This window comes from Yersinia rochesterensis (assembly GCF_003600645.1).
In the GTDB taxonomy this organism is placed as follows: Bacteria; Pseudomonadota; Gammaproteobacteria; order Enterobacterales; family Enterobacteriaceae; genus Yersinia; species Yersinia rochesterensis.
Genome location: NZ_CP032482.1, coordinates 506,215 through 530,988, shown reverse-complemented (window position 1 = coordinate 530,988; position 24,774 = coordinate 506,215). Strand labels below are relative to the sequence as shown.

Below are 24,774 nucleotides of genomic sequence, written 5' to 3'. Positions count from 1 at the left end.
AAGGCCGCAAGCGGCCTTTTACTTTTCTTTACAACTTCATTTTTTATAAATAATGCATGCTTACTGTTCAGTTGAACAAGTATTACACATAATCTACGGTAAGAATTTCATATTCTACTTCGCCACCTGGAGTACGGATAACAACTACGTCATCGACTTCTTTACCAATCAGGCCACGAGCAATAGGTGAGTTAACGGAAATAAGATTTTGTTTAAAATCAGCTTCGTCATCACCCACAATCCGGTATTGCTGCTCTTCTTCAGAAACCACATTTAATACACGCACAGTGGAACCAAAAATAACGCGGCCATTATTTGGCATTTTGGTGATATCAATCACCTGCGCATTAGAGAGCTTTGCTTCTATTTCTTGAATGCGGCCCTCACAGAACCCTTGCTGCTCGCGGGCTGCGTGGTATTCCGCATTTTCTTTTAAGTCGCCATGTTCACGGGCAGTAGCGATATCAGCAATAATTTTAGGGCGACGAACGCCTTTCAAAAAATCCAGCTCTTCGCGCAATTTTTCTGCGCCATTTACCGTCATCGGAATCTGTTTCATCTTTTAAATACCTCTAAATCTATCCTGTTCAAAAAACCGTCATCCTAACGTTTTCGAATGAAAATGCGGCAAGTCAGATACTTTACCCGCCTCCAGGCGATAAACAAAAAAATCACCCCCGGAGCTAAAACCCCAAGTCAGGATCGATTTTGCATTTTGATATGCATTTTAACGTAGAGTTCCTTTAGGGTCATCGTTTACTTTCGCCCTCGTTGCACCGTAGTATGGCAACACGTTATTCAGCAGTTATATCGAAATTATGCATTTTTCACGAATTGTCAGTGGATTGGCCTGTGCTATTGCAATCAATATCAGCATATCTAATGCCAATGCGGCTCAAGTTGAGAATTACACACAATATCTGCCTGATGGGGCAAATCTTGCGTTAGTCGTGCAAAAAATCGGGGCCACAACCCCGGTAATAGACTATCACGCTCAGCAAATGGCATTACCTGCCAGTACGCAAAAGGTCCTGACTGCGCTGGCGGCATTGTTGCAACTTGGCCCAGATTTTCGCTTTAATACCACATTAGAAAGCCACGCCACAATCACGGATGGTGTATTACGTGGCAATTTAATTGCTCGTTTTGACGGTGATCCCACCTTAACACGCCAACAGTTGCGTAATATGGTGACGACACTCAGAAAAGCGGGTGTAAAACAAATCGCCGGTGATTTGATTATCGATACGTCGGTTTTTGCCAGCCATGACAAAGCCCCTGGTTGGCCGTGGAACGACATGACGCAATGCTTTAGCGCCCCGCCAGCTGCGGCGATTGTCGACCGGAACTGTTTTTCAGTCTCCCTCTATAGCGCCCCGAACCCCGGCGACATGGCGTTTATCCGAGTCGCATCTTATTACCCGGTGCAGATGTTCAGTGAAGTCCGCACCTTAGCTAAAGGTTCGCCTGATGCACAATATTGCGAATTAGATGTGGTGCCCGGTGAGTTAAACCGGTTCACACTGACGGGCTGCCTGACACAACGCAGTGAGCCGCTGCCCTTGGCCTTCGCAGTACAAAATGGTGCCAGCTATGCCGGGGCTATTTTGAAGGATGAATTGAAGAAAGCTGATATCCAAATTGATGGCAGTTTGCGCCGTCAAACTACGCCAAATCCAGCAGGCACCCTGTTAGCTCAAGCGCAATCAGCGCCGCTACATGACTTATTGAAAATCATGTTGAAAAAGTCTGACAACATGATTGCGGACACGGTATTTAGAACTATTGGTCATCAGCGGTTTGGGGTGCCAGGTACATGGCGCGCTGGCGCTGATGCTGTACGCCAAGTATTGCGCCAAAAAGCGGGGGTAGACCTCGGAAATAGTATTGTCGTGGATGGGTCTGGCTTATCACGGCATAACCTTATTTCACCGGCAACCATGATGCAGACGTTGCAATATATTGCTCAACACGATCAAGAGCTTAACTTTATCTCAATGCTGCCATTATCAGGCTACGACGGCACATTACGTTATCGTGGTGGGCTACACGAAGCCGGGGTTGACGGCAAGGTTTCAGCGAAAACAGGTGCTTTGCAAGGCGTGTACAATCTGGCCGGATTTATAACTACCGCCAGTGGGCAGCGTATGGCCTTTGTACAATTTTTATCTGGCTACGCGGTACCACCTGAAGACCAAAAAAATCGTCGGGCACCATTAGTTCGTTTCGAAAGTCGCCTGTATAAAGATATTTATCAGAATAACTAACATCCTTATTATGATAGCGAAAAACCATGAAACTACTGATTGTTGAAGATGACGAACTGTTACAACGAGGGATCGCCATGGCGCTGACTAACGCGGGCTATCCCTGTGACTGCGCGGGTACCGCCGCAGAGGCGCACAGTTTGTTGCTCACCAGCCAGTACAGCATGGTGATTCTTGACCTCGGTTTACCGGATCAAGATGGTGCCGTATTGCTTCGTCAATGGCGGCGCGAGCATGTCACGCTGCCGGTGCTTATCCTGACAGCGCGCGATGCACTTGAGGATAGAGTTGACGGGCTGGATGCCGGTGCTGACGATTACTTAATAAAACCTTTCGCCCTCGCAGAATTGCTGGCCCGTGTTCGAGCGCTGATCCGCCGCTATCAAGGGCAAAGTGACAATCTGGTCCAGCAAGATGACCTGAGTCTTAATCTGTCTACCCAGCAAGTGTGTTTGCAGGGCCAACAGTTGGAAGTCACGCCCAAAGAATTTGCGATTCTCTCGCGTTTAATTATGCGGGCTGGCCAAACTGTCAATCGTGAATTGTTGCAGCAAGACCTGTATACCTGGAATGACGATCTCGGCTCCAATACGCTGGAAGTACATATTCACAATCTGCGGCGTAAATTGGGTAAAGACAGGATCCGGACAGTCCGGGGCATTGGCTATCGACTGGAAGCACTATGATGATCAGTATGCGACGCCGTCTCATTTTAATGCTGGCGTTAATATTACTGATTACTCAGTTGATCAGCGCGTTTTGGTTATGGCATGAAAGCCAAGAGCAAATCAGCTTTCTGGTCGATGAAACCCTAAGTGCCAAAGTGCGCAATGAGCGGGTTGATACCGAAATCGCCGAAGCCATTGCCTCACTACTTGCGCCGTCGCTCATCATGATGGCTATCACCCTGCTGCTCTCTTTATGGGCAATCAGTTGGATTATTCGGCCACTGGACCAATTACAGCAGAAGCTAGCCGAGCGTTCCGCCGATAATCTGACGCCCGTCATTGTTAACAGTGACATGCAAGAAATTGTCTCGGTCACTTCGACCCTTAATCAGCTGCTATCCCGGCTCTCCAATACTATTCAACAGGAGCGCTTGTTCACCGCCGATGCTGCGCACGAGCTGCGCACTCCGCTTGCCGGCATTCGGCTGCATCTTGAATTGATGGAACAGCAAGGTATTGCTGAAAGCAAACCGCTTATCAGCCGGATTGATTTATTAATACATACCATTGAGCAATTATTGATGCTGTCGAGGGCTGGGCAAAACTTTGCCAGCGGCCTTTATCAGACTCTCGATTGGATAGAAAACGTGGTGCAACCACTGAAAGAAGAGCTGGAGGAAATGTGTGCTCAGCGCCAGCAAACTCTACTGTGGGCACTTCCCCCTGATGCTCAGACTCAGGGCGATGCTACATTACTACGTTTGATGCTGCGTAATTTGGTGGAGAATGCACATCGTTACAGCCCGGTAGGCAGCCAAATATCCGTCAAACTCGCGACCGAAGCTCAGGGCAACCTGTTGCAAATCATAGATGAAGGGCCGGGAATAAAGCAGGAACAAGCCGGTGAACTGACTCAGGCGTTTCGCCGTATGGATCAGCGTTATGGCGGCAGCGGCTTAGGGTTGAATATTGTGATCCGAATTGCCCAACTGCACCAAGGCCGTCTAACGCTGGAGAATCGCACTGATCGCTCCGGGTTAAAAGCGCAATGTTGGATACCGACGACCACCCATAGCTAAAGTCAGCAGTTCAAATATCAACTTTATAATCATCTGTTTTATAAACAAAAAGACCACCATGAAAGGTAGCCTTTGTTTCAATTCTTTTTTACTGATGAACGATAATTCTTACTGACAAACTATAATTATTACAGACAAACTATAATTCTTACAGACAAACTATAATTCTTACAGACAAACTACAACGGACAAATTAGCGTTCGTAGATAAACTCTATGCCGTCATCGTCTTCTTCATCCCAATCATCGTCTTCATCTTCTGCTTCAGCTTCCACTTCAGCCAGTTGCTCACGGTGATAGTCATCCCACATGAATTCAACTTTTTCTGGCGCGCTTTCAGCAATAGCCATCTCTTTGGGTTGCGAGTTAATGAAGTTCATTACATCCCAGCACAGCGCATTCACGTTGTCGCGATTTGCAGCCGAGATCATATAATACTTATCTTCCCATCCCAGAGCTTCTACAATGGCCTTAGCGCGTGCTTCAGCTTCTTCTGGGTCTAGCAGGTCAATCTTATTGAAAACAAGCCAGCGTGGCTTCTTAGCCAGATTTTCACTGTATTGCTGCAACTCATTAATAATGACTTTGGCATTTTGAACCGGATCAGATTCATCAATGGGGGCCAAATCGACTAAGTGCAGTAGCACGCGGCAACGTTCCAAATGTTTTAGGAAACGGATACCCAGGCCAGCACCTTCTGAAGCGCCTTCAATCAGACCAGGAATATCGGCAACCACAAAGCTTTGCTCGTAATCCATACGCACCACACCCAAGCTTGGGATTAGAGTGGTAAATGGATAATCAGCAACTTTTGGTTTAGCAGCAGAAACCGCGCGGATAAAGGTTGATTTACCGGCATTAGGTAACCCCAGCATCCCAACATCAGCCAGCAGCAGCAGCTCTAACGTCAGGTCACGGGTCTCGCCTTCAGTACCCATAGTCTTCTGGCGCGGGGCACGGTTAACTGAGGATTTGAAGCGGGCATTACCTAATCCGTGGAAACCGCCTTTTGCGACCATCTGACGCTGACCATGACGGGTCATATCAGCGACAATCTCACCTGTTCCCTGATCCAATACGCGGGTACCCACCGGGACTTTAATGGTGATGTCTTTACCCCGTTTACCGGTACAGTCGCGGCTCTGACCATTCTGCCCACGTTCAGCACGGAAAGATTTCACAAAATGGTAATCAATCAGTGTGTTGAGGTTTTCATCAGCCAGCAGGTAAATATCGCCACCGTCGCCACCGTCGCCACCATCAGGGCCACCATTAGGGATATATTTTTCGCGACGGAAACTGACACAACCGTTACCACCGTCACCGGCTACAACCAAAATCGTAGCTTCATCAACAAACTTCATTTACTTTCTCCGTAAATCATTCACCAGGCTGCTATTTTTGCGCAGCAACCGGGTTTATCGCTGTCCGACGTGGCCACCAACGGTGCCCAATTGCGGAAAACATTGCACCTGCCACCACCACGAATGCGCCTACATATCCCACAAAGTTGAGAGATGGTGCGGCGAACATATCTGGCCAGGCCAGCGCCAATAAAATTGAAAAAAACAAGGTAAATAGCGGCGTCAATGTGACGAGCGCACTTACCTGCGCTGCCTGCCAGCGCGCCATGGCCTCAGCCAAAGCACCATAACCAACCAGGGTATTAACCCCACAAAATAGTAAACAGGCAAACTGCCACCCATTTAGCTGAAAAATAACGGCTGGCTTTGCTAATGGGAATAATGCAATTGCACATAAAGTGTACAACAATAATAAGATTTGTTGCGATGCCATACGCCTTAATAGCACCTTCTGGGCAACACCATAACTCACCCAGACAACCGCTGCACAAACTCCCAATACCACGCCAAGAGTGTAATCAGTCAAACGGGTAAAAATTTCATGCAAACTGGTGTTAAAAAATAACATCAGGCCACAAATCAGCATAACCGCACCAATAACTTGGTTGATGCGCATCTGCTCTTTTAAAATCAGCACACTGGCAACCATCATCCCGACGGGTGAAAGTTGCCCGATGACCTGAGATGTGGTCGGGCTGAGATATTGTAATGATGAACTGAAGAAGATGAAATTCCCCAGCAAGCCACAGGTCGCAATAATCAGTAATACCAGCCAGCGACGTTGGCGAAAAAGTTTAAGCGAGGGCAACTGACGGCGTGAAGCCAGAATAATCCCCAAGCCGATAGCCGCCATCATAAAACGATACCAAACAATGGTATAAGGCTCCATGACCTCGAGCACTTGCTTCATTGCAATCGGCAAGGCACCCCAGAATACGGCAGTGGTCAGTGCCAAAAAAATACCTAAACCAGCCTGCTGCTTCGTATCCATTTTTTACCAGGGGGGTTAACCCAGAAATGTAAAAAGCCCCGCAACGAAATTGCAGGGCTTACATCTATTTACAGGACGCGAAAAACTTATTCAGCTTCGATGCTGATAAATTTACGGTTTTTCGGGCCTTTAACTTCGAACTTGACTTTACCGTCAGCCAAAGCAAACAGAGTATGGTCTTTGCCGCAACCAACGTTGATGCCTGCATGGAACTTAGTGCCACGCTGACGAACGATGATGCTGCCTGCCAGAACTGCTTCGCCGCCAAAACGTTTTACGCCAAGACGTTTACTTTCGGAGTCACGACCGTTACGAGTCGAGCCACCAGCCTTTTTATGTGCCATTTATCCGCTCTCCTAAATCTTAAGCGCTGATGCCGGTGATTTTGACATCAGTGAACCACTGACGATGACCTTGCTGCTTACGGTAATGCTTACGACGACGGAATTTAACAATCTTAATCTTCTCGCCACGACCGTGAGCAACTACTTCAGCCTTGATCTTGCCACCATCGACTAAAGGAGCGCCGATACTGATTTCTTCACCGTTAGCAATCATCAGAACTTGGTCAAACTCAACAGTTTCACCAGTTGCGATGTCCAGCTTTTCCAGGCGAATGGTCTGACCTTCGCTTACTCGGTGTTGTTTACCACCACTTTGGAAAACCGCGTACATATAAAACTCCGCTTTCCGCGCACTCCACTTTTGTAGTCCAGAGCGCACTATAAATATTCACAATAGGGCGCGAATTCTACGCAAAAATGTAGTGAATGACAAGTATATAATCAGCTCAAGAGAAGAAAAAAAGCACAGTTTCTTACATCTCGTTTATTTGATGGATTTTTCAAGTACAATCATAGTCTCAGGGAACGTCATGTAATAATGTGGGCGGTAATCTCATCGCAGTTAAAGAGAAAAACAGCTGAATATAACAATGAACCTAGAAAAGATTATCGACTTAACCGCGCCAGATATGGCGGCTGTAAACACAACTATTCTCGACCAATTGAACTCTGATGTTGTTCTCATCAATCAATTGGGCCATTACATTATCAGTGGTGGCGGCAAACGCATTCGCCCCATGATCGCTGTCTTGGTGGCTCGAGCGCTTGGCTATCAAGGGACGAAACATATCACGGTCGCAGCATTGATTGAATTTATTCATACGGCCACTCTGCTGCATGATGATGTCGTCGATGAATCTGATATGCGCCGAGGTAAGGCTACAGCAAATGCCGCCTTTGGTAATGCTGCCAGCGTATTGGTGGGCGATTATATCTATACGCGCTCATTCCAGATGATGACCAGCCTTGAATCACTGCGGGTGCTAACATTGATGTCAGCAGCCACGAACGTGATTGCTGAGGGTGAGGTTTTGCAGTTAATGAACTGCAACAATCCTGACATCACTGAAGAAAACTATATGCAGGTCATCTATAGCAAGACAGCGCGCTTATTCGAAGCGGCTTCACAGTCTGCGGCTATATTGTCTGATGCCACGCAAGAGCAAGAACTCGCATTACAGAATTATGGCCGCTATCTGGGCACCGCTTTTCAACTTATCGACGACTTGCTGGATTACAGCTCCGATGGCACCACTTTGGGTAAAAATACCGGTGATGACCTCAATGAAGGCAAGCCGACACTTCCCTTACTGCATGCCATGCGTAATGGGACGCCGGAACATGCCGCAATGATTCGGCAAGCCATTGAAGAAGGGAATGGCCGCCATTTACTCGAACCGGTATTGCTTGCCATGCAACAGTGCGGATCACTGGACTACACCCGCCAGCGTGCTGAAGAAGAAGCCGATAAAGCCATTGCTGCCTTGCAGGTTCTCCCTGAAAGCGAATATCGACTGGCACTGGAAGGATTAGCTCATATTTCTGTACAACGCTCATTTTAAGAAACCATTAGGAAAACTCTGGCACCTTGCCGGAGTTTTCCTTTTGTTAGTCACCAAAAACATTGAGATACATATCAATCTACTGATATTAAAAGAGTTAAATAGCCTGTAACTGTTGTATTTCATTCATGACAAAAGCTGCACCTCGCCCACCATTATCCACACTCATCTATCGTCAACCGCTCTATTAAGCTTTTAGCGCCCTCACGAAAAATAAATGCGATAACTTGCTCACGTTCGGCTTCTGTAAAACGATAATACGCTTCAACCCATAGCACCAGAGGGTCCTGCCTCGTTGTAATATATTGGGCTGGCTCTTCTCTTAACTGTAATGAATTCAATATGGTGACAGGTAAACTTTCAATATGATACTCGACAGCCTTACCCTGAACACCACGACGACGGCGCTGTTCCCATCCCTCACGTTTAGCCATGAGGTTGACTCCTTGTGGAGATGACGGTAACCCATCAAGACCTGCCAATTCCTTAGCGGCAAACCACTCTTTTTTCATGGTGTTGCTTCCTAATATGCGTTATGACACAAAAAAGGAATATTTAGAAAACATTTAAAATTTTTCAGAAAATAAATGTTAGTATACTTCTAAATGATTACTTTCTGTTCACCGTACGATTAACAATGTACCGTTATTTATATCACTAACACGTCAGCGGCTTAGAAAAAAAAAAGGATTAAAGATGATTTTAAGGAAATCTGATTGGCACCCTGCCGACATCATTGCTGCACTTCGTAAGAAAGACACCACTCTGGCGGCGGTCTCTCGAAAAGCAGGTTTAAGTTCATCCACACTTGCTAATGCATTAACACGCCCTTGGCCCAAGGGAGAATGGTTGATTGCAGAATGCCTGGACATTCATCCTTCCGAAATTTGGCCAACACGCTATTTTGATTCAAAAACCGGTGCCCTTATCGACCGAAAAGTGAGGATTCGCCAGCCTATTGTCCAGGCATAAAAAAACCGCCAATAAACTGCTTCGGCGGTTGATGGTGTCATTTCAGGGGCGACGTTAGCCCCTGCTACACAGATTTATTTGACGAACTGCTCGCCTAACTCAATATCTTTGTGCAGGACATCTAGCATGCTTTCCAGCGCTTGTTGTTCAAAAGCACTCAGTTTGCCGATATCTTTACGTTCTGCTACGCCGTTTTTGCCCAATAGAATTGGCTGAGCAAAGAAGCGGGCATATTTACCATCGCCTTCAACGTAAGAACATTCCACAACATTGCTTTCGCCTTGCAGAGCGCGAACCAAAGAAAGACCGAAGCGTGCAGCAGCTTGCCCCATAGACAGAGTCGCTGACCCGCCACCGGCTTTTGCTTCAACCACTTCAGTACCTGCATTCTGGATACGCTTTGTCAGATCAATAACTTCTTGTTCTGTGAAGCTGATACCTGGAATTTGTGAAAGTAATGGCAGGATAGTCACACCTGAGTGACCACCAATAACTGGCACTTCGATATCCTGAGGTTGTTTGCCTTTCAGTTCAGCCACAAAGGTGTTTGAACGGATGGCATCCAGCGTAGTAATACCGAATAATTTGTTTTTGTCGTAAACACCGGCTTTTTTCAGCACTTCAGCGGCGATAGCAACCGTAGTATTCACTGGGTTAGTAATGATACCAATTAATGCTTTCGGGCAAGTGCGCGCGATTTGCTCAACCAGATTACGCACGATACCGGCGTTAACATTGAACAGATCTGAACGGTCCATACCAGGTTTACGTGCTACGCCCGCAGAGATCAGAACAATATCTGCCCCTTCCAGGGCTGGGGTAGCATCTTCACCGCTGAAGCCTTTAATATTAACAGCAGTCGGGATATGGCTCAGATCAACCGCAACACCAGGAGTCACTGGCGCGATATCATATAATGAGAGGTCTGAACCTGAAGGAAGCTGGGTCTTGAGTAGAAGAGCGAGGGCCTGGCCGATACCACCAGCGGCACCGAGAACTGCAACTTTCATCCTATACTCCTTATTATATTTAATTTAAATTTGCCGTGAATTCATCTATTTACGAACCATAATTTATTGCGATTTTAAACACAATCTATTAACAGTCAGATTGAGATATCACGCATCAAAAAGGCGCATAAGGTTTGTATATTTTAGAGTAAATCGCTTATTCATTAATGATATAGCGCACATTATTCTAAAATTCCTCGCAGTATTCATGACAGGTTAATCGGCGGTTACATTACACCCTTTTTTCACATCAAAACAACATCATTTTAATAACATTTTAGCTACCCAAACCAAATGTTAATAAAAGTATATTTAGCATAATTGTAACAGCGAGATGATGTTAACATTCCAGCGCACCTTGATATCAGGGCTTTTATCGCCAATACTCCATAGTCATGTTGCATAAAAATTCATTTATATGCATAATAATCCTATTCACGATTGACTGTTCAGGGCATAAACAATGCGTAACCCCGCCAAACAAGAAGATCTTATCAAGGCGTTTAAAGCGTTATTGAAAGAAGAGAAATTCAGTTCCCAAGGTGAAATCGTTTTAGCCTTGCAAGAAGAAGGTTTCGAAAATATTAACCAGTCCAAAGTTTCGCGTATGTTGACCAAATTTGGTGCGGTCAGAACACGTAATGCAAAAATGGAAATGGTTTATTGTTTACCGGCTGAATTAGGGGTTCCGACAACCAGCAGCCCACTAAAGAACTTGGTATTAGATGTCGATTATAACGATTCGGTAGTCGTGATTAATACCAGCCCAGGAGCGGCCCAATTGATTGCCCGCCTGCTGGATTCATTAGGTAAAGCGGAAGGTATTCTAGGCAGCATTGCCGGTGACGACACCATTTTCACCACGCCGGCCAGAGGTTTCACTGTCGAACAGTTACATGAAGCTATCCTCCGCTTGTTCGAGCAAGAGCTTTAACTCGGCACTTTATCTGGTGCGGCGTGATACGCCGCATTATGCTTTTGAGCCTGTTTCTCTATTCTCTCTATCATCTGCCTCTTTAGCTCTAAACCAGAGTATCCGACTTCCTATTCCTTTCTACACCACAAAATAATTCTGTTTTCCTCTTATTAACGGTCAAACCCACCAGACTCTTTCGCACTTTTAGTCAAAAATACTCATTTCATTGAAATTAATACCTTTTTTAACAAACCTGCTGTTTTTTAATCATTTTTTATTCCTTTTAGTTCTTAAAAAGTAATAACCAAGGGTAAAGTGACTCTAAATATTATTAGCGGACTATTAATATTCTCCGTTACTAGATGTATACTCATTTTCGTGACGTAAATCACACTTCCTTTGAAGTGATAAAAGAATAAATAGAGGCAATAATATGAAAGTTAAAACTACCATCGCGACCATTAGCATTCTATCTGCGCTGTCATTTGGTGTTTTTGCAGCCGATTCAATCAGCGAAAGCCAGGCCAAAAACTTACAGCCGATGGGCACTATTACCGTCAGTGGCCTGAATGGCGCACCTTCTGATATTCGTCAGGCGCTGTCTGAGAAAGCCGATGCTATGGGCGCTAAAGCTTACAAAGTGATTGAAGCTCGTGAAGAGAATAATTGGCATGCCACCGCCACTATCTACCAATAATTGTTGAGTTGGTCGTCATTTATCATCGAGATATAAAGAATGGCGGCAAAGCCACAGTTGAGATTTAAGTTGAATCAGCAGTAAAACCAACAGGCCAAAAGCACCAAAATGCATAATAAGCGCTGTTGGATTGTTAAATTTTATCTAGGAAATCATCATGAAAATCAAAACAACGCTAACCGCTTTAAGTTTACTTTCTGTTGTCGCCTTCGGCGCATCAGCAGCACAATCAGTCGATGCTGCTCAAGCTAGCAAAATGACGGATTTGGGTGCGATTAGTGTTAGCGGCATTACTGGCGCACCTTCTGATATTGAGCAGGCAATTGCCGATAAAGCAGACAGCAAAGGCGCGACTGCTTACAAAGTCATTGGCATTAATGATGACAATGGCTGGCACGCAACAGCTAAGATTTACAAATAAGATTATGCGCTAAGCATGAAAGTAAATGCCCCGCTCGTAGGGGCATACTTTCCAGCATGATGGTTTATTCAATCTGTTGAAACATTCATTTCCAGCATATTGAATAGAGTATCGATTGAAAAAAGTTGGTGAATTACATCAGCACCGCAACAGAATAATCCCTCGTCGTCTATCCGACGAACCCTTTTACCCCCGCTATGCGGGGGATTTTTTTATCCGGCTTATTCCTGAGATTGAGCTTCGCACTCTGCTTTTTGGCTCAAGGTATTCAATAACTTGTCATGGATCCCGCCGAAACCGCCATTACTCATCACCAGAATGTGATCCCCTGGTTGCGCTGTTTTGACAACCATATCAGCTAACGTATCAATATCAGCACTCCAATGCGCAGGCTGAATACAGGCTTCGGCAACTTCAACGACTTGCCAAGGAATATGCTGCGGCTGGAACAGGAATACTTCATCAGCACGGCCCAATGACGGCGCCAGTTCATTTTTACACATACCTAACTTCATGGTGTTAGAACGCGGTTCTAGTACAGCCAGAATTCGTGCGGTTCCGCCCACTTTGCTGCGCAGGGCCGCCAGTGTCGCGAGAATTGCCGTGGGATGATGAGCAAAATCATCGTAAACCGTGACACCATGAGCTTCGCCGCGTAATTCCAACCGGCGACGCGCATTAATAAAATCACCCAGTGCCCGGCAAGCATCTGCTGGTAACACGCCGACATGCCGGGCGGCGGCAATGGCCATCAAACCATTATGCATATTATGCTCGCCCACCAATGACCAGCTGACCTCGCCCACTAACTCATTGTCGAGGAACACTTCATAGACACTGGCATCTACCGCAACTTTACGTGCAAACCAACTGCCCGTTTCGCCCACCATTTCTTGTTCGCTCCAGCAGCCCATTGCCATCACTTGTTTCAAATGATTGTCATTATCCGGCACGATAATTTTGCCTGTCCCTGGAACTAAGCGCACCAAATGATGGAATTGCTTCTGGATCGCCTTAAGATCATCAAAGATATCAGCATGATCGAACTCGAGGTTATTCATGACCAAAGTTCTTGGGCTGTAGTGAACAAATTTAGAGCGCTTATCAAAGAAGGCGCAATCATATTCATCCGCTTCAATAACAAAGAATGGGCTATTACCTAAACGGGCGGAGACATCGAAATTACCCGGCACGCCACCAATGACAAAACCGGGTTCATAACCGCAAGCTTCCAGTATCCAGGTCACCATCCCGGCAGTGGTGGTTTTACCGTGAGTACCGGCGATGGCCAATACCCAGCGCTCCGGCAACACATGATCATGCAGCCATTGTGGGCCAGAAGTATAAGGAATACCTCGTTCCAATACCGCTTCAACACAGGGATTTCCGCGAGTCATGGCATTGCCGATGATGACGAGATCTGGAGCAGGATCCAGTTGAGTCGGAGAGTATCCCTGGATCAAGTTGATCCCTTGATTCTCCAGCAATGTGCTCATCGGTGGATACACGTTAGCATCCGACCCCGTCACTTCATGACCTAATGAGCGAGCAAGCATAGCCAAGCCGCCCATAAAAGTGCCGCAGATACCTAATATGTGAATGCGCATAAATTTTCCGTATTAATAAGCTTCGAGTTTGTCACCATTCTACCGCTCAGAATCAAAGAGAAGAAATGGAATTGCCTATGAATCATTCTCACCTTTGGGCTACACTGCTGCCATTAAGTGAGTTGTTCGTTAATAAATCGATATTTAACCGTAGATTCAGGGATTGTGTCATGAAAACGTTAGGCGAATTCATCGTTGAGAAGCAGCTAGATTTCTCTCACGCCACCGGCGAATTAACTGCATTACTTTCAGCAATCAAACTCGGCGCAAAAATCATTCATCGCGACATCAACAAAGCAGGTCTGGTTGATATTTTAGGTGCCAGTGGTGTTTCAAATATTCAGGGCGAAGACCAGATGAAACTGGACTTGTTTGCCAATGAAAAATTGAAAGCAGCCCTAAAAGCGCGTGGCGAAGTGGCCGGTATCGCTTCCGAAGAAGAAGATGACATTGTTATCTTTGATGGTGGCCGCGCAGAAAATGCCAAATATGTGGTTCTGATGGACCCACTGGATGGTTCTTCAAATATTGACGTGAATGTGTCCGTCGGTACTATTTTCTCTATCTATCGTCGCATCACACCATTTGGTACACCGATTACTGAAGCTGACTTCCTGCAACCGGGCACCAAACAAGTTGCCGCAGGTTATGTGGTATACGGTTCTTCAACCATGTTGGTGTATACCACCGGTTATGGCGTTCATACTTTCACTTATGATCCGTCGTTGGGTGTTTTCTGTTTATCCGGCGAAAAAGTACGCTACCCCGCAACCGGTTGCATGTATTCCATCAACGAGGGGAACTACATTAAATTCCCGCTGGGTGTGAAGAAATACATCAAATATTGCCAGGAGCAGGATGAAGCCACTCACCGCCCTTATACCTCGCGCTATATTGGCTCATTGGTCGCTGACTTCCATCGCAACCTATTGAAAGGCGGGATTTATATTTATCCAAGCACCGCCAGCCATCCGCAAGGGAAACTGCGTTTGCTGTACGAATGCAATCCAATGGCGTTCCTGGCAGAACAAGCCGGCGGGAAAGCCACCGATGGGGTTAACCGCATTCTGGATATCGTGCCGGAGAAACTGCATCAGCGCGCACCTTTCTTCGTCGGGACTAAATCTATGGTGGAAGATGCCGAAGGCTTTATCGCCAAATTCCCGGATGAAGAAGCTCAGTAATATCATAAAAGCCACCTATTGGGTGGCTTGATATTTACGTTTTGTATCCGAGAACAGCGGCCACTAAGCCGCTGTTTTTTTATGCTACAACCGCCAGCTCATCACCCTGTAATTTAAATACCGCCATACTGGCTGACAATGCATCAGCTTGCTCCTCCAATGAACGCGTCGCCGCAGCGGCCTGTTCAACCAATGTCGCGTTCTGCTGCGCAACCTGATCCATTTGAGCAATTGCCACATTCACTTGTTCAATACCGCTACTTTGCTCATAAGAAGCTGCTGATATCTCGCGCATCAATGCCGTCACGCGACTGACTTCATCAGCAATCTCATGCATAGTTTTCCCTGCGGATTCAGCCATATCCGCGCCTTCCCGCACACGATTTTGCGATTCAATAATCAAATCTTTAATTTCTTTTGCTGATTGCGCACTGCGCTGTGCCAGGTTACGGACTTCGCCCGCGACCACCGCAAAACCACGGCCCTGCTCACCGGCTCTGGCTGCTTCAACCGCCGCATTAAGCGCCAGAATGTTAGTCTGAAACGCAATGCCGTCAATGACGGCAATAATATCGGAGATGCGGCGCGAACTGGTGGTAATTGCCTGCATTTTATCAACCACATGGCTGACGACTTTGCTGCCTTTATTGGCGATGTCCGACACACTCATCGCCAAGCGATTAGCCTGATCTGAGTTTTCAGCATTCATTTTCACTGTCGAGGTCAGTTGCTCCATACTGGCCGCAGTCTGTTCTAATGAAGATGCTGATTCTTCCGTTCGTTCAGCTAAATGGGTGTTACCTGCGGCTAACTCCCGCGAACCCACCCCAATTTGCCCACCAACATCACGAACATTACTGACCGACACCACCAGCGATTGCTGCATGGTTTCCAGTGCTCTTGCTAGCCGAGCCAATTCCGTGTTGCCTTCACTGTTAATACTGTGGGTTAAATCACCAGCGGCTATATATTCCAACTGGTGAATTGATTGCTCCAATGGCCGCAAAATAATGTATTTAAGCGCAAACCAGGCCAGTACCGCAGAAACTAAGGTAATTATCCCCGCAACCACAATGATCGTCAGTTTGATGTTGGCGGCACTATTGGCTTTATCAATTTGTAGACGGCCGGCATTCTGCGCATAACTGCGAAAGGCCACGACATCATTATTAAAAGCTTTACTGATAGCAGTAATGCTCTTTTCCAGCACCTCATAATACTCATCCGCATAGCCCGCTTTAATAGCAGCGAGCATGGGATTCACGCCATTATCTACATAATCTTTATAGCTTTTCTGGATATTAGTCGCCAGTGTCTGTCCATCTCCCCGCTCAGATACTGCGCTAATAAAATGGGCCATCTCCTTTTGTGATAATGCCAATGACTCTTCGGCCTGCTTTGCCGTTTCTAATGATTCATCAATTAGCCCAATTTCTAACTGATGGATTGCCAGCGCGGCTTCAGTTCTGGCGCTTAATGTGGCGTTGAAGCTATTCGATAGCGCTCCCAGTTCCTCCCCCTGGATTTGATTGATAGCTTGCAATGCGCGTGAGCTTTCTCGAATTGAATTTACGCCAATGATACTAACAATTAATAAAATCAATGACATAATGCTTAACTGAGCAATAAGCCCATTTTTAATGGTAATCTTTTTTAACATCGGTTTTTTCCGGTTATATGCAAATGGTTAAGATTACAAAGTATTAGCAGTACAGAGGACGGTCTTATTGTTTGATTAAGTTATCGGCGGTCACAGAGTCGTCTTGAACTATCACCGGAAAAACAGCTTAAAATAGATACATTTAGCTAATGACGGGATTTTATCTCAATGAAATAGCCCTGATTCAGGCAATCTCACCGCCATCAAGCAATGAAAAGGACAGGAATTCAGATAAGACTTGGCTATAATAGCCAGCACTCCATTTCTGGTTTGATAAAAGGAAACCGACATGAGCTTGAACGACGTACCTGCAGGTAAAGACCTGCCAGAAGATATCTATGTTGTGATCGAAATCCCTGCCAATGCAGATCCGATCAAATATGAAATCGATAAAGAGACTGGCTCTCTGTTTGTAGACCGCTTCATGTCTACAGCTATGTTTTATCCGTGCAACTACGGCTACATCAACAACACCTTGTCATTAGATGGTGACCCGGTTGATGTGCTGGTGCCAACGCCGTATCCGTTGCAGCCAGGTGCAGTGATTCGTTGCCGCCCAGTTGGCGTGTTGAAAATGACTGACGAAGCGGGCGAAGATGCCAAGCTGGTTGCGGTTCCGCACAGCAAACTGACCAAAGAATATGATCACATTAAAGACGTGCAAGATCTGCCAGAGCTGCTGAAAGCTCAGATCAAACATTTCTTTGAGCATTACAAAGATCTGGAAACTGGCAAGTGGGTAAAAGTTGACGGTTGGGAAGATGCCGCCGCAGCTAAAGCTGAGATCTTGTCTTCTTTCGAGCGTGCGAAGAAGTAACTCTCTGTTTTACATTGAAAAAAGCACATGGCAAAAAAGGCACCTTCTGAAAAGGTGCCTTTTGAGTGAACAGCAAAAAACACCGCCATTGCGCGGTGTTTTTATTTTTCTTTATGTGGATATCTAACTTTGTGGCTTTTCATTTTCGTCATTGCGCTTGAGCCAATCACCACTGTAAATGCGCGGTAACCCTTCAATCGGTAAACGATAAAGATATATCCAAGCACTGCCGTAAGGCGTTTGGATCAACTCACGCCGATAATCCTTGGTATTACTTTTTAGTTCATCTAACTCATTCATAATAGACGAGTTAATCCGATAAACTTCACAATGCACAGTGCCGTCTCCGGGAACAACTGCCGGATAATGACCTAAATTGTACATATCAAAGCCTTCAAGGTCATGTTCGCCCAATAACTGGGCGTCCGTCATCCAGTGACTATTACCTTGCTTGCGCCGTAAACTACCGTAGACAATAATTCGCATTGTTAGAACTCAAACTGATAAAGCACATCTAATGCCTGATCAATACCAGACACCGCTTCCAGATACAACCTTGGCATCAACCGATAACGTAATGTTAACGTAGCCAGCGAATCAAATATACCTACACCGTATTTTACTTGTAGGTCTTTGGTGACATAGCCACTCACCACCACTTGTGAGCTATCGCCAACTCCTTGAGTGTCCAGCGCCAGGTTACTGACACCAAATGCCTCGCCGATTTTACCCACCAGTTTACCACTTTGCGCTACGCCCATACCGACCAGCATTGAGGTCATCATGCCGCTGTCAGCCCCGGAATTGCCCAAGCCCTGCCCACGTAACAGATAGGATAATGCTTCTTGCTGCGACATCGCCGGGTCTGAGAATATTTCTAGCCGTGGTGAATCCGCCATGCCGGTCACCCGCACGCCCGCTGTTACGCCGTTGGCGGTCGCATCAGGGTTACGAATTGCCTCAATATTGAGTAACGGCTGATCCGGCGGCCCGGAGAACAGCAATATCCCTTTGTTAACAATCAAGTCTTGGCCATAAGCGCGGAAGCTGCCGGATGGGATATTAATCTGCCCATTCAGCCCTAACCCGCGCTGATCCTGCACCATTTTTAAATTGCCCTGTAAACGCGCTTTCAGGCCAAATGCATTCAGACGAACATCATTACCCACCCGAATCACCAGATTACTGTTAATCGGAATACTGGCTGAGCGCGGTGAAATTGGCTTCAAATCATTATTGAGCATCACTTCATCAGGCGAGACGCCGACCGCGCTTTCCGGCACTTCTTGCACGGTAATGCGCGCCCACGGGATATCAACCGAGCCATTGAGAGTAAACAGTTGCGGCGTGGCTTCAAAAACAATATCCGGCGAAACATCAATCCGCACCATCGGTGGGACAGTGACCCGCAACTTATCGCCTTTCGCCGCAATTCTGGCCCGCCAGGCATTAATATCACGCCAGTCGGCATCGCCAGAGAGATTAAGCTGCCCCTGAGAGGTGCGAATCAACCCCTCCAGTGTCGAGGTCATCCCGTCGAAATTCATCGCCAGACGCCCTTCAGTGATATCAAATGGCATCCAGCTACCATCGACATCCACGTTATCCAGCGCCAGACGGCCAAAGACTAACGGGCTTTTCGCATTGCCGCCCAAACGGAGGTTGGCGTTTAGTGTCCCAGCGGCTTTTTCACCGTCACTCAGAATCGGGTTAATCATTGCTAGCGAGAAATTACTGATAGCAATGTTACCGGATAAATTACGCCGCCCTTCCGGGTCAGCCACCTGCACCTGCCCGGAGAATTGACCATTATTCACCAGTTTAATCAACCAGTCGGCCCGCACCTGCCCATTCGCCAAACCGCCATTCAGATTCAGGGTTTCAAAAGCAATTGGCAGCGGGTTGCCCTGCACCGTTTGCTGGACTTTGACGCCATTCCCACTGAGTGACACCCGCACATCCGGCAAGCTGCCACCTGCCTTCCAGCTCACATCAGCCCGCCCGCTGAATACGCCACTCATGGTGGTATCTGGGCCAAGGAAAGGTTTTATCATGGCTAAATCAAAGCGATTCAGTACCACCGCCGCCTGCCCACTCGGGCCGGCTTCAATTGCGCGCGGCACACAAAGCTCGGCATTCGGGTTAAGCCAACAATGTGGCCCGATGGTGACCCGCTCGAGGGTGTTTTGGTAATCCAATGCAATAGCACGGCTTAAGCGCCATTCACCGACCGGTGTATCAAAGCGCGTATTATTCAGCGTTCCACGCCAGCGCTCTTGCTGCCGGTCGAAGCTTCCCTCCAACGCCAACTGCCCGGAAACCGGCTCGCCCTGCATATTGAGGCGTAACTGATGCTGTTTTTCACTGCCACGAGCATCCAACGTCAGGAGGCTGACCAGCAAGTCAGCTTGCTTGAGTTGCTCGACTCTGATGGCCAACTGGCCCTGAATTTGATCTGTCGAGCGAACATCGCCATCAATTTTGACCCGGTTAATGGTCAATTCTTGCCATTGCAGACGATTCGCCGTGAGATCCGCCAATAACTGCGGCGCTTTCAGGTTCCCGCGTAATTTCAGCGTCCCTTTAACCACACCGCCCAACCCCGGCAACGCGCCATCCAGTTGTGGCGCATCGACATTGGCATCAAGCAGCCAGTTATCATTCAGGTCGCCTTTGACATCCAGCTTATTGCGCCCTAATGCCAGATTGATGCCCGGAATATGCCACTGACCCGCTGCATTGCCGGTCAATGAACCGCGCGCAGTGACGCGATTTTGTTTTACATTGCCGTCCAGTGTTAGCTCCGGCACCTGTAATTGCCAGCTACCGCCGTGGAGACTGCCGCGCGTCACAATCTTGCCATCCAGTTTTGCTGGCCATTCCGGCCACTGTTTGGCGGTATTAATGCCCGATAAAGTTAATACCGAGTTCCAACTGATCGCTTTGCTCCAATCCACCACCCCGGTCAGGTCAGAATTACCTTGCAGTGCCGCCAGACGTAAACGTGTCAGATTGAATTGCTCGACATTCCCTTTGCCATCCAAAGTGAAAATCGCGGGCGGCAAGTCGGTTCCTTTAAAATCCGAGCGAATGGAGAGCGCATAATCTGTCGCCGCCCCATTGAAGCGCATTCTAAGATTATCGAGTTGAAACTGAGGTTCGCCGCTCAGTGGCCAATGCAATTGCTTGCTTTGCAGAGTGAGTGCCATTGGCAAACCCGCCTGCGCCAACGCGGTTTCGGCCTCTAGTTGCGCACTGACCGGGCCGGACAAATTAAGCGCGACCTTGAGTTGATCACGTAGTGCGCCGCCCACAGTCAGCTTCACTTTCTCGCCTTTCAGTGGCTCAATATTCAACCCACTATTGATGGTCATACTCAGCGGCCACTTATCCGCCAGTGTCGCCTCACCTTGGGCGGACAATGTCCCCTGCGGCGATTTTATATCTAGCGTATTCAGTATGATGCGATTTTCTTGGGTACTGGCTTGCAGTAAAACATGGGTGATAAGCACATCGGTATCACCGGTCAGCCGGAGCTGTTGCCCTGAAATTTCTTTAATCTGTAAATCCAGCGGCAGCCGGAAGTCCGGCAAATCGGGCAATAACGGCTTGGCAAACAATTCTTTTAAGGTGTCGCCCAGCGGAGTTTCAGGTAGTGCGGGAGCCGCGGCCTGTTGCTCAACCGCTTCTTTGACGGCGATGGCGGTTTCAACTGCAGGTTTAGCGGCATCAGGGACAATAGCGGGCACGGTTTTCGGCAATGCTATCAATAACCCACTGATTTTAGTCGGCATCAAATCTAACGCCCGTTGCTGCCAATGTGCGCCCGAGCGAAATTCATCCAGTGAAATCGCGGTGTCATCAATAGTCACTTTGACATTATTCAGCGATAGCAAACGTAAAGTTATGGGATACGGGGTACTCAGTTCGCCCATCGGCTCAGTGCTGGCCGGGGTTTCTGCCGCCGGCGGCATGGCTTTGGTATCCACCACCACATCCACATCTTGTGCGGTCAGCGCATTGACGCACAGTTCACTGCGTTTCAAGCATGAAAGCTGTAAAGACAGATGAAGCTGCCCGGCTTTCACACTGACACCCGGCATTTGGTACTGAATACCTTTGAGTGTCAGGTCACGCCAGCCCCCACTGACACTGGCTATATCCAAGCCAGGTACCCAACGCGCGGCGCTGTTGATCAAAAAATGCAAACCGCTGGTGGTGCCGAGTAAGCCCGCCACAGTTCCGACCAACAGCAGGATAATGAGCAGAAACGCAATACTAAGTCTCTTTACCCACCTCAGTCTCTTTACCGGCATCGGTTTCTCTACCGGCACCTGTTCCTCTATCTGCGTCGGTTCTTTTATCTGAGTCATAGTTCAGGCCCCAAACCGATATAAAATTGCACGCCACGTGCTTCGTTGTCACCAATAGGTTTCGCGATATCCAGCTTAATCGGGCCAACCGGGGAAGCCCAGCGCACCCCGACCCCGGCACCGGTTTTTAAATTACTCTTGCGAATATCATTTACCGCTTCACCGGTATCGACGAATACCGCCCCCCACCAGCGGCCGGTGACGTTATATTGATATTCGAGGGAGCCGGTGGCTAATTTAGAGGCACCGGTTAACTTACCTTCACTGTCGCGCGGAGAAACATCACGGAATTTATAGCCGCGAATGCTGCGGTCCCCACCGGCGAAGAAGCGTAATGACGGCGGCACGCGGTCAAAGTTATTGGTTTCAATCCAGCCCAAATTGCCGCGCACGACAAAACGGTTTTTCTCACCCAAGGTGCGTATCCACACGTTTTGCGCCTGGAAGATGCCGAAATCAACATCAGACCCCCAAGTGGTATCAGACCAATCAATGGAATAGCGCTGGCTATCACCCCAGACCGGCATTGCTCCACCGCGCTGGCGGGTGCGGTTAATGCTCACCCCCGGATACAGCAGCATGGTGGTGTCCGTCACACTGCCCTGAGTAAAGTGATCCAGACTCCAGCGCAAGTTGATTGCCCGCTGCCAACCACTGGATAAATCCCAGAAGCGGGCGACGTTAAGGGTGGTGGTATCTGATTCGGTGTCATTCAGATCCGTGCGTCTAAACCCGCCCTGCAACAGGTAATATTGTTCAAGCGGGTTTTTTAACAGCGGGATTCGATAGCTGAAATCCAGCGTCTGCTCAGGAGCCGAGAGAGTGGTGCTGGTGGTGAGGCTGTGGCCGTAGGAGTTCACCCAAGGTTTACGCCAACTGGCGGTCAAACGCGGGCCGATATCAGTAGCATAACCGCCCCCCAACTCAACGGTATTCTCTGTTCGTGGCGTCACGACTGCATCGAGCGGCAAAGTTCTGGTTTTTTTCGCATCGCGGAAATCGGGTGAGACGACCACGGAGTTAAACCAGTTAGTCGCAGAAAGACGGCGGTTCAGTTCAGCCAGATCATCTGCGGAATACAATTGCCCCTCATGAAATGGCACTAAATTTTGCAGAAAATCCTCGCGGATTTGTGAGCCTTGGAAGATAACTTTACCGAAGCGATAGCGCTCGCCGCTGTCGAAATCAATATCCCAGAAAGCTTGGCGCAGTTCTGCGGCAACACCTAACTGGCTTTTGATCATATTGGCATCGAAATAACCCCGGCGTAATGCCAGACCGGTCAATGAACTTTTGAAATTATCAAAAGCGCCATGATTAAGAACCGAGCCAATTTTGGGCGTATCGCGGCGCACCAGTGCCAAATAGTCGGGATCTGTTTTCGCCCCGCCTTGCAGCACAATATCCACACCAGCAATCAAGACTGGCTCTCCGGGAACCACGGTGACGACTAAAACGGAGCGCGCGGGTGCTGGGCGCTGTTGTAAATCAAAAGTGATGGTGGGGTCGTAATAACCCAAAGCCCGTAGCCCTTGGCGAATGGCTTCATCCACCCGCGAGCGAAAACGCCCATCAGCCGTGATTTCATCAGTGCCAATTGTGGATAAACGCGCCCTGACGTTTCTCTCTAAATCCCCGCTAAGGCCCTCTACCTGCAACCGAACATTGGCCGCATAGGCGATGGGTGTGGCGAGCAATACACACAAAAAACATAGAATAGGGTATCGTGGCACGCGCACTCCTAGTGAATTGTACTTTCCTATAAAAAACGATCTTACGGGCATGTAAAAAAGTGGCATCAAATGCACTATACTCTAAATAATTCGAGTTGCAGGAAGGCGGCAAACGAGAGAAACCCGATGAGCTTACTGTTTTGTAAGTGATTCGGGTGATTGAACGTAGCCAACGCACATGCAGCTTGAAGTATGACGAGTATATTATCCCGCGTACAAAGACCGATTAAAGCCTGTTTCCCCTAAAACTCCACCTTAAGCCGCTACATTAACGTGGAATGGGTCTTATTGTGTGCAAACTCGCAATCAGATACAACTGTCTATAACCATTCACTGTAAACATCTTGTTAGTTATTTACTGTAAACTTTGGACTAACTGTAAACATTGGAGCCTATTGTGGTGCAAAATTTTGATAAAACTACCGTCATTGATGTGGCAAATGCTTTACCGGGGCGACTGACACCAATGCCAGTGGCAACTCTCCATGTGGTTAATGGGCACTCCATGACGCATGTACCTGAAAATAGTGAAGTTGCTATCTTCGCCATGGGCTGTTTCTGGGGTGTCGAGCGCCTATTTTGGCAGCAACCGGGCGTTTATAGTACCGCTGCGGGCTACAGTGGTGGATATACCCCAAACCCAACTTATCATGAAGTGTGCAGCGGGCACACCGCCCATGCCGAAGTCGTGCGCGTTGTTTTTGACCCCGCCGTGATTAGCTATAAGCAACTATTACAGATTTTCTGGGAAAATCACGATCCCGCTCAAGGAATGCGCCAGGGGGGAGATGTCGGAACTCAATATCGTTCAGCCATTTACGTGCTGACACCCGAGCAGGAAGTGCAAGCGCAAGAGAGCAAAGCACTGTTCCAGCAAGCCATGGAAAAAGCCGGTGACCGCCGGATGATTACCAGTGACATCACTGCCGCCCTGCCGTTTTACTATGCTGAAGATGACCATCAGCAGTATTTATACAAAAATCCGCAGGGATATTGCGGCCTGGGCGGCATTGGCGTTTGTATGCCACCTAATTTGTAAGGCTGGCGGTGCTCTCGTCGCAACTGCTAACCCTAATGACTTGGCGTTGCAGGTAGGCAACAAGTGAATAA

At 47.7% G+C, this 24,774-nt stretch carries 23 protein-coding genes; 11 read left to right on the top strand and 12 right to left on the bottom strand.

Going from position 1 to position 24,774, the window contains the following annotated elements; all coding sequences use genetic code 11:
• Nucleotides 1–82 precede the first annotated feature (82 nt).
• Nucleotides 83–559, bottom strand: a complete 477-nt coding sequence (gene greA / locus DXZ79_RS02575) for a transcription elongation factor GreA (RefSeq protein ID WP_038636813.1) — start codon at nucleotides 557–559, stop codon at nucleotides 83–85.
• A gap of 259 nt (nucleotides 560–818) precedes the next feature.
• Between greA and dacB the strand changes: the two genes are divergently transcribed.
• From dacB to pmrB, 3 genes are read left to right on the top strand one after another with little or no spacing between them, the layout of a single operon-like run.
• Nucleotides 819–2,267: a serine-type D-Ala-D-Ala carboxypeptidase gene (gene dacB / locus DXZ79_RS02570; protein ID WP_038636816.1), complete on the top strand. Its 1,449-nt coding sequence runs from the start codon at nucleotides 819–821 to the stop codon at nucleotides 2,265–2,267.
• 26 nt (nucleotides 2,268–2,293) lie between these two features.
• On the top strand, nucleotides 2,294–2,953 hold the full coding sequence (pmrA, locus tag DXZ79_RS02565; RefSeq protein ID WP_038636819.1) for a two-component system response regulator PmrA: 660 nt from the start codon (nucleotides 2,294–2,296) through the stop codon (nucleotides 2,951–2,953).
• On the top strand, nucleotides 2,953–4,014 hold the full coding sequence (gene pmrB / locus DXZ79_RS02560) for a two-component system sensor histidine kinase PmrB (RefSeq protein WP_038639877.1): 1,062 nt from the start codon (nucleotides 2,953–2,955) through the stop codon (nucleotides 4,012–4,014). The genes pmrA and pmrB overlap by 1 nt, the downstream gene beginning before the upstream one ends.
• A gap of 193 nt (nucleotides 4,015–4,207) precedes the next feature.
• Here the strand turns inward: pmrB and cgtA are convergent, their stop codons facing one another.
• From cgtA to rplU, 4 genes are all read right to left on the bottom strand, one after another.
• On the bottom strand, nucleotides 4,208–5,377 hold the full coding sequence (gene cgtA, locus DXZ79_RS02555) for an Obg family GTPase CgtA (protein WP_038636821.1): 1,170 nt from the start codon (nucleotides 5,375–5,377) through the stop codon (nucleotides 4,208–4,210).
• A gap of 31 nt (nucleotides 5,378–5,408) precedes the next feature.
• Nucleotides 5,409–6,368: a DMT family transporter gene (locus DXZ79_RS02550; RefSeq protein WP_038636824.1), complete on the bottom strand. Its 960-nt coding sequence runs from the start codon at nucleotides 6,366–6,368 to the stop codon at nucleotides 5,409–5,411.
• A gap of 86 nt (nucleotides 6,369–6,454) precedes the next feature.
• A complete protein-coding gene (gene rpmA, locus DXZ79_RS02545; protein WP_002210179.1) occupies nucleotides 6,455–6,712 on the bottom strand; it encodes a 50S ribosomal protein L27 in 258 nt (85 codons plus the stop codon).
• Between the two features lie 19 nt (nucleotides 6,713–6,731).
• On the bottom strand, nucleotides 6,732–7,043 hold the full coding sequence (rplU, locus tag DXZ79_RS02540; protein ID WP_038636827.1) for a 50S ribosomal protein L21: 312 nt from the start codon (nucleotides 7,041–7,043) through the stop codon (nucleotides 6,732–6,734).
• Between the two features lie 259 nt (nucleotides 7,044–7,302).
• Here rplU and ispB point away from each other — a divergent pair, with 259 nt between their 5' ends.
• Entirely contained in the window at nucleotides 7,303–8,274 is a 972-nt protein-coding gene (ispB, locus tag DXZ79_RS02535; RefSeq protein WP_038636830.1) for an octaprenyl diphosphate synthase, read from the top strand.
• A 155-nt stretch (nucleotides 8,275–8,429) separates the two neighbouring features.
• Here the strand turns inward: ispB and DXZ79_RS02530 are convergent, their stop codons facing one another.
• Nucleotides 8,430–8,786, bottom strand: a complete 357-nt coding sequence (locus tag DXZ79_RS02530) for a DNA-binding protein (RefSeq protein ID WP_038636833.1) — start codon at nucleotides 8,784–8,786, stop codon at nucleotides 8,430–8,432.
• A gap of 184 nt (nucleotides 8,787–8,970) precedes the next feature.
• Between DXZ79_RS02530 and DXZ79_RS02525 the strand changes: the two genes are divergently transcribed.
• Entirely contained in the window at nucleotides 8,971–9,246 is a 276-nt protein-coding gene (locus DXZ79_RS02525; RefSeq protein ID WP_038636837.1) for a helix-turn-helix domain-containing protein, read from the top strand.
• A gap of 74 nt (nucleotides 9,247–9,320) precedes the next feature.
• Here the strand turns inward: DXZ79_RS02525 and mdh are convergent, their stop codons facing one another.
• Entirely contained in the window at nucleotides 9,321–10,256 is a 936-nt protein-coding gene (mdh, locus tag DXZ79_RS02520) for a malate dehydrogenase (protein WP_038636841.1), read from the bottom strand.
• Nucleotides 10,257–10,719: 463 nt separating this feature from the next.
• Between mdh and argR the strand changes: the two genes are divergently transcribed.
• From argR to DXZ79_RS02505, 3 genes are all read left to right on the top strand, one after another.
• A complete protein-coding gene (gene argR, locus DXZ79_RS02515; protein ID WP_004389210.1) occupies nucleotides 10,720–11,190 on the top strand; it encodes a transcriptional regulator ArgR in 471 nt (156 codons plus the stop codon).
• Nucleotides 11,191–11,605: 415 nt separating this feature from the next.
• Nucleotides 11,606–11,869 carry a peroxide/acid stress response protein YhcN gene (gene yhcN / locus DXZ79_RS02510; protein ID WP_038636844.1) on the top strand — a complete coding sequence of 88 codons (264 nt, stop codon included), beginning with the start codon at nucleotides 11,606–11,608 and terminating at the stop codon, nucleotides 11,867–11,869.
• Nucleotides 11,870–12,026: 157 nt separating this feature from the next.
• Nucleotides 12,027–12,290 (top strand): YdgH/BhsA/McbA-like domain containing protein, encoded by a 264-nt coding sequence (locus tag DXZ79_RS02505; RefSeq protein WP_038636847.1) that lies wholly within the window; start codon nucleotides 12,027–12,029, stop codon nucleotides 12,288–12,290.
• 221 nt (nucleotides 12,291–12,511) lie between these two features.
• Here the strand turns inward: DXZ79_RS02505 and mpl are convergent, their stop codons facing one another.
• Nucleotides 12,512–13,897, bottom strand: coding sequence for a UDP-N-acetylmuramate:L-alanyl-gamma-D-glutamyl-meso-diaminopimelate ligase (gene mpl / locus DXZ79_RS02500; protein WP_038636850.1), 1,386 nt, complete (start codon nucleotides 13,895–13,897; stop codon nucleotides 12,512–12,514).
• Between the two features lie 170 nt (nucleotides 13,898–14,067).
• On the opposite strand from mpl, the gene fbp reads away from it, so the two are divergent.
• Nucleotides 14,068–15,081 carry a class 1 fructose-bisphosphatase gene (fbp, locus tag DXZ79_RS02495; RefSeq protein ID WP_004389206.1) on the top strand — a complete coding sequence of 338 codons (1,014 nt, stop codon included), beginning with the start codon at nucleotides 14,068–14,070 and terminating at the stop codon, nucleotides 15,079–15,081.
• A gap of 79 nt (nucleotides 15,082–15,160) precedes the next feature.
• Here the strand turns inward: fbp and DXZ79_RS02490 are convergent, their stop codons facing one another.
• Nucleotides 15,161–16,741 (bottom strand): methyl-accepting chemotaxis protein, encoded by a 1,581-nt coding sequence (locus tag DXZ79_RS02490; RefSeq protein WP_038636855.1) that lies wholly within the window; start codon nucleotides 16,739–16,741, stop codon nucleotides 15,161–15,163.
• Between the two features lie 289 nt (nucleotides 16,742–17,030).
• Here DXZ79_RS02490 and ppa point away from each other — a divergent pair, with 289 nt between their 5' ends.
• Complete coding sequence (gene ppa, locus DXZ79_RS02485) at nucleotides 17,031–17,558, top strand: inorganic diphosphatase (protein ID WP_038636859.1); 528 nt, start codon at nucleotides 17,031–17,033, stop codon at nucleotides 17,556–17,558.
• Nucleotides 17,559–17,681: 123 nt separating this feature from the next.
• Here the strand turns inward: ppa and DXZ79_RS02480 are convergent, their stop codons facing one another.
• The 3 genes from DXZ79_RS02480 to tamA all read right to left on the bottom strand — a co-directional run bounded on the left by DXZ79_RS02480 (nucleotide 17,682) and on the right by tamA (nucleotide 23,664).
• Entirely contained in the window at nucleotides 17,682–18,044 is a 363-nt protein-coding gene (locus DXZ79_RS02480; protein ID WP_038636863.1) for a gamma-glutamylcyclotransferase family protein, read from the bottom strand.
• Nucleotides 18,045–18,046: 2 nt separating this feature from the next.
• Nucleotides 18,047–21,859: an autotransporter assembly complex protein TamB gene (gene tamB, locus DXZ79_RS02475; protein WP_144242901.1), complete on the bottom strand. Its 3,813-nt coding sequence runs from the start codon at nucleotides 21,857–21,859 to the stop codon at nucleotides 18,047–18,049.
• A 68-nt stretch (nucleotides 21,860–21,927) separates the two neighbouring features.
• A complete protein-coding gene (gene tamA / locus DXZ79_RS02470; RefSeq protein ID WP_038636870.1) occupies nucleotides 21,928–23,664 on the bottom strand; it encodes an autotransporter assembly complex protein TamA in 1,737 nt (578 codons plus the stop codon).
• A 400-nt stretch (nucleotides 23,665–24,064) separates the two neighbouring features.
• On the opposite strand from tamA, the gene msrA reads away from it, so the two are divergent.
• Entirely contained in the window at nucleotides 24,065–24,703 is a 639-nt protein-coding gene (msrA, locus tag DXZ79_RS02465; protein ID WP_072103611.1) for a peptide-methionine (S)-S-oxide reductase MsrA, read from the top strand.
• The last annotated feature ends 71 nt before the right edge of the window (nucleotides 24,704–24,774 follow it).

Excerpts from the sequence above, each read along its gene's own strand:
- DXZ79_RS02490 (WP_038636855.1), bottom strand. The coding sequence starts at position 16,741 with ATGTTAAAAAAGATTACCATTAAAAATGGGCTTATTGCTCAGTTAAGC.
- argR (WP_004389210.1), top strand. The coding sequence starts at position 10,720 with ATGCGTAACCCCGCCAAACAAGAAGATCTTATCAAGGCGTTTAAAGCG.
- mpl (WP_038636850.1), bottom strand. The coding sequence starts at position 13,897 with ATGCGCATTCACATATTAGGTATCTGCGGCACTTTTATGGGCGGCTTG.
- pmrA (WP_038636819.1), top strand. The coding sequence starts at position 2,294 with ATGAAACTACTGATTGTTGAAGATGACGAACTGTTACAACGAGGGATC.
- DXZ79_RS02505 (WP_038636847.1), top strand. The coding sequence starts at position 12,027 with ATGAAAATCAAAACAACGCTAACCGCTTTAAGTTTACTTTCTGTTGTC.
- rplU (WP_038636827.1), bottom strand. The coding sequence starts at position 7,043 with ATGTACGCGGTTTTCCAAAGTGGTGGTAAACAACACCGAGTAAGCGAA.
- DXZ79_RS02525 (WP_038636837.1), top strand. The coding sequence starts at position 8,971 with ATGATTTTAAGGAAATCTGATTGGCACCCTGCCGACATCATTGCTGCA.
- DXZ79_RS02480 (WP_038636863.1), bottom strand. The coding sequence starts at position 18,044 with ATGCGAATTATTGTCTACGGTAGTTTACGGCGCAAGCAAGGTAATAGT.
- DXZ79_RS02530 (WP_038636833.1), bottom strand. The coding sequence starts at position 8,786 with ATGAAAAAAGAGTGGTTTGCCGCTAAGGAATTGGCAGGTCTTGATGGG.
- mdh (WP_038636841.1), bottom strand. The coding sequence starts at position 10,256 with ATGAAAGTTGCAGTTCTCGGTGCCGCTGGTGGTATCGGCCAGGCCCTC.
- pmrB (WP_038639877.1), top strand. The coding sequence starts at position 2,953 with ATGATCAGTATGCGACGCCGTCTCATTTTAATGCTGGCGTTAATATTA.
- fbp (WP_004389206.1), top strand. The coding sequence starts at position 14,068 with ATGAAAACGTTAGGCGAATTCATCGTTGAGAAGCAGCTAGATTTCTCT.
- ppa (WP_038636859.1), top strand. The coding sequence starts at position 17,031 with ATGAGCTTGAACGACGTACCTGCAGGTAAAGACCTGCCAGAAGATATC.
- yhcN (WP_038636844.1), top strand. The coding sequence starts at position 11,606 with ATGAAAGTTAAAACTACCATCGCGACCATTAGCATTCTATCTGCGCTG.
- dacB (WP_038636816.1), top strand. The coding sequence starts at position 819 with ATGCATTTTTCACGAATTGTCAGTGGATTGGCCTGTGCTATTGCAATC.
- cgtA (WP_038636821.1), bottom strand. The coding sequence starts at position 5,377 with ATGAAGTTTGTTGATGAAGCTACGATTTTGGTTGTAGCCGGTGACGGT.
- greA (WP_038636813.1), bottom strand. The coding sequence starts at position 559 with ATGAAACAGATTCCGATGACGGTAAATGGCGCAGAAAAATTGCGCGAA.
- rpmA (WP_002210179.1), bottom strand. The coding sequence starts at position 6,712 with ATGGCACATAAAAAGGCTGGTGGCTCGACTCGTAACGGTCGTGACTCC.
- ispB (WP_038636830.1), top strand. The coding sequence starts at position 7,303 with ATGAACCTAGAAAAGATTATCGACTTAACCGCGCCAGATATGGCGGCT.
- DXZ79_RS02550 (WP_038636824.1), bottom strand. The coding sequence starts at position 6,368 with ATGGATACGAAGCAGCAGGCTGGTTTAGGTATTTTTTTGGCACTGACC.